Raw genomic sequence first — 4355 nt, forward strand, 5'->3', positions numbered from 1 at the left:
TCAAGTCCTTCGACTTCGCTGAGGACGAACGGAAGTGGGGCGGGGAGGGGGCTCCAAGGTTTCGAAGGACGTGCCGTTGACCACCCCCCATTTCGTAGAAGCCGAAGATCCCGCCAACCCCGGCTGGCGCAGCTGGTCGCTCTCCGACCCGACCCGCTTCAACACGCTGCTCGGCCCCATGCTCTACCGCGTCGACGGCCAGATCGTCCGCGTCCGCATCACCCCCGAGCATCGCCACTCCAACCTCCAGAACAACGTCCATGGCGGCGCGCTCCTCGCGTTCATCGACGTCGCACTGTTTGCGGCCGCAAGGGGCTTCGGCCTGATCACCGCCGGCACCGCGGTGACGCTCGATCTCAACACGCAGTTCATCGGCGGCGGCAAGGTCGGCGCGCCGATCGAAGCGCAGGTCGAGGTGCTCAAGGAAACCGGCCGCCTCTTGTTCCTGCGGGGCCTCGTGGTGCAAGGCGACGACGAAGCGAAGATCGCCGCCTTCTCGGCCACGATCCGCAAGCCGTCCAAGGGCTGATATCGCCCGCACCCACCACCCCGGCGAAGGCCGGGGCCCAATTGGGACACGATCATTGTTGAAGCGCCCCGCTCCGTTACCGAAGCTTTCCCAATTGGGCCCCGGCCTCCGCCGGGGTGAAATAGAGGTGGCGGCATGAGCGTCGTCAAAGCCTATGACGCTCTGATCGCCTCAGGCGAACTCCGCCCCGATCCCGAACAGGCCGCCGCCGCCGCGCGCCTCAACACGCTCGCCACCGAACTTGCCACCCCCAAGGCGACCGGCTTCTTCGCCCGCCTCACCGGCAAGAAACCCGACCCCCGCGGCGTCTACCTCTGGGGCGGTGTCGGCCGCGGCAAGTCGATGCTGATGGACCTGTTCTACGAGAACGCCGCGGTCGAGAAGAAGCGCCGCGTCCATTTCGGCGAGTTCATGCTCGAGGTGCACGCGCGCATCGCCACCGAGCGCCGCAAGGAAGTCGGCGATCCGATCGTCCCCGTCGCCACCGCGATCGCCGACGAAACGCGCCTGCTCGCGTTCGACGAGATGATGGTCACCAACAGCCCCGACGCGATGATCCTGTCGCGCCTCATCACCTCGCTGCTCGATTCCGGCGTGACGATCGTCACCACCTCGAACCGCCCGCCCGCCGATCTCTACAAGAACGGCCTCAACCGCGAGCATTTCCTCCCCTTCATCGCGACGATCGAGCAGCGTCTCGACGTGCTGCCGCTCAACGGCCCCGTCGATTACCGCCGCGACCGGCTCGGCAGCCAGGACACCTGGCTCGTCCCCAACGGCCCCGAGGCGACCGCGCAGCTCTCCGCCGCGTTCTTCCGCCTCACCGATTTCTCGACCGACGACAGCGAACACGTCCCCGCCGAAGACCTCGTGGTGCAGGGGCGCACGCTCCGCGTCCCCAAGTCGCTCAAGGGCGTCGCGGTGTTCAGCTTCAAGAAGCTGTGCGGCGAGGCGAGGGGGGTGGCCGATTACCTCGCCATCGCGCGCAAATTCCACACGATCATCCTCGTCGGCATCCCCAAGCTCGGCCCCGACAGCCGCAACGAGGCCGCACGCTTCGTCGCGCTGATCGACGCGCTCTACGAACACAAGGTGAAGCTCCTCGCTGCCGCCGATGCGCAGCCCGGCGACCTCTACGAAACCGGCGACGGCCGCTTCGAATTCGACCGCACGATCAGCCGGCTGGAAGAGATGCGCTCCGAGGAGTATCTGGCCGAGGGGCATATCTGACCCTCCGAGCACCACCCCGGCGAAGGCCGGGGCCCAATTGGAAAGGTCGCAGTAACAGCGCGCATTGCTCCGTTGGCACCGTCCCCCAATTGGGCCCCGGCCTCCGCCGGGGTGGGTTTCACCTTATTGCTCATGCGAACGAGTTGCAATAACGCCCTCACTTTTCCGCTTTAGAGGTTGCCGTAAGGGCATAATGCGCGTAACCGGCGTCACCAATCACCCCGCACATACAGACGGAGACGGATTGGAATGGCTCGCAAGAAGATCGCGCTGATCGGCGCCGGTAATATCGGCGGCACGCTCGCGCACCTCGCAGCACTCAAGAATCTGGGCGATATCGTCCTGTTCGACGTCGCAGAGGGCATCCCCCAGGGCAAGGCACTCGATCTGTCGCAGTGCAGCCCCGTCGAAGGCTTCGACTCGACGATCACCGGCTCGAACGACTATGCCGACATCGCCGGCGCGGACGTGATCATCGTCACCGCCGGTGTCGCGCGCAAGCCCGGCATGAGCCGCGACGACCTGCTCGGCATCAACCTCAAGGTCATGAAGGCGGTCGGCGAGGGCATCAAGGCCAACGCACCGAACGCGTTCGTGATCTGCATCACCAACCCGCTCGACGCGATGGTGTGGGCGCTGCGTGAGTTCTCGGGTCTGCCGCATCACATGGTCGTCGGCATGGCCGGCGTGCTCGATTCGTCGCGCTTCAGCCATTTCCTCGCCGACGAGTTCAAGGTCTCGGTCAAGGACGTCACCAGCTTCGTGCTCGGCGGCCACGGCGACACGATGGTCCCGGTCATCTCCTACTCGACCGTCTCGGGCATCCCGGTTCCCGATCTCATCGCGATGGGCATGTCCAGCCAAGAGAAGATCGACGCGATCGTCAAGCGCACGCGCGGCGGCGGCGGCGAGATCGTCGCTTTGCTCAAGACCGGCTCGGCCTATTACGCGCCCGCCACCAGCGGCATCGCGATGGCCGAAGCGTATCTCTACGACCAGAAGCGCGTCCTGCCGGCTGCGGCGTACGTCTCGGGTGAGTATGGTCTCAACGATCTCTACGTCGGCGTGCCGGTGATGATCGGTGCGGGCGGCGTCGAGAAGATCGTCGAGATCAAGCTCGACGACGAAGCCAAGGGCAACCTCCAGGTCTCGGTCGACGCGGTCAAGGAACTGATCGTGGCCTGCAAGGGTATCGACGGTAGCCTGAACTGAGGAAATGAACTGAGGTAAGCAATACCACCCCGGCGCAGGCCGGGGCCCAATTGGGAAGGCCCCCGTGATGGAAGACCAAGCATGCGTCTACATCATGGCCAGCGGGTTTAACGGTACGCTCTACCTCGGTTCGACGGTGAACCTGGCGAAGCGCGTGTGGGAACACCGCAATGGCGTCGTCGCAGGGTTCACGAAGAAGTACGACTGCAAGCTACTCGTCTGGTACGAATTGCTCGGCAGTTGGGAAGCCGCCCGGCAGCGCGAGCTGCACATGAAGGAGTGGAAGCGGGACTGGAAATTGCGGGAGATCAACGGTTTCAATCCCGGCTGGGACGACCTTTACGATCGCATCGCACGACCATGACCGCTTTCCCAATTGGGCCCCGGCCTTCGCCGGGGTGGTAAGGAACGAGACAAGATGAGCATCCTCGTCGACAAGAACACCAAGGTCATCACGCAGGGCATGACCGGCGAAACCGGCAGCTTCCACACCAAGATGGCGCTGGAATACGGCACGCAGATGGTCGGTGGCGTCACCCCCGGCAAGGGCGGCACGACGCACCTCGACCTCCCCGTCTACAACACCGTCGCCGAAGCCAAGGCGGTGACCGGCGCGACCGCGTCCGTCATCTACGTGCCGCCCCCCTTCGCCGCCGACTCGATCCTCGAGGCGATCGACGCGAACATCGAGCTGATCGTCGCGATCACCGAGGGCATTCCCGTGCTCGACATGGTCAAGGTCAAGCGCGCGCTGTCGGGCTCCAAGTCGCGCCTGATCGGCCCGAACTGCCCCGGCGTGCTGACGCCCGGCGAGTGCAAGATCGGCATCATGCCCGGCTCGATCTTCAAGAAGGGCTCGGTCGGCGTTGTCAGCCGTTCAGGCACGCTCACCTATGAGGCGGTCTTCCAGACGTCGAACGCAGGCCTTGGTCAGACGACCGCGGTCGGCATCGGTGGCGATCCGGTCAACGGCACGAACTTCATCGACGTGCTCGAGCTGTTCCTGGCGGACGACGAGACGCAGTCGATCATCATGATCGGCGAAATCGGCGGCGACGCCGAGGAGCAGGCCGCGCAGTTCCTGATCGACGAGGCCAAGCGTGGCCGCAAGAAGCCGATGGCCGGCTTCATCGCGGGCCGCACGGCGCCTCCGGGTCGTCGCATGGGCCATGCCGGTGCGATCGTCTCGGGCGGCAAGGGCGATGCCGAGAGCAAGATCGCGGCGATGGAAGCCGCCGGCATCCGCGTTTCGGAAAGCCCCAGCCTGCTCGGCGAGACGCTGCTGAGCGTGTTGAAGGGCTGATTTACTACCCCTCTCCCCCCGGGGAGAGGGAAGGAGCTGCCTCTTGGCGGCGGAAGGGTGAGGGCACGTAATTGCCCGTTG

Annotated in this window: 5 protein-coding genes; all 5 read left to right on the top strand. The window is 65.1% G+C overall.

Annotated elements, in window-relative coordinates; translation table 11 throughout:
• Nucleotides 1–70 precede the first annotated feature (70 nt).
• Nucleotides 71–529, top strand: a complete 459-nt coding sequence (locus ASE88_RS10805; protein ID WP_414893665.1) for a PaaI family thioesterase — start codon at nt 71–73, stop codon at nt 527–529.
• 135 nt (nt 530–664) lie between these two features.
• On the top strand, nt 665–1759 hold the full coding sequence (zapE, locus tag ASE88_RS10810) for a cell division protein ZapE (RefSeq protein WP_056478050.1): 1095 nt from the start codon (nt 665–667) through the stop codon (nt 1757–1759).
• Nucleotides 1760–2008: 249 nt separating this feature from the next.
• Nucleotides 2009–2971 carry a malate dehydrogenase gene (mdh, locus tag ASE88_RS10815; RefSeq protein ID WP_056478052.1) on the top strand — a complete coding sequence of 321 codons (963 nt, stop codon included), beginning with the start codon at nt 2009–2011 and terminating at the stop codon, nt 2969–2971.
• Nucleotides 2972–3038: 67 nt separating this feature from the next.
• The gene (locus ASE88_RS10820) at nt 3039–3335 is read left to right on the top strand and encodes a GIY-YIG nuclease family protein (RefSeq protein WP_055873335.1); all 297 of its coding nucleotides are present in this window, start codon (nt 3039–3041) and stop codon (nt 3333–3335) included.
• A gap of 54 nt (nt 3336–3389) precedes the next feature.
• Entirely contained in the window at nt 3390–4274 is an 885-nt protein-coding gene (gene sucD, locus ASE88_RS10825; protein ID WP_056478054.1) for a succinate--CoA ligase subunit alpha, read from the top strand.
• The last annotated feature ends 81 nt before the right edge of the window (nt 4275–4355 follow it).

This window comes from Sphingomonas sp. Leaf38 (assembly GCF_001421825.1).
Taxonomy (GTDB): Bacteria; Pseudomonadota; Alphaproteobacteria; order Sphingomonadales; family Sphingomonadaceae; genus Sphingomonas.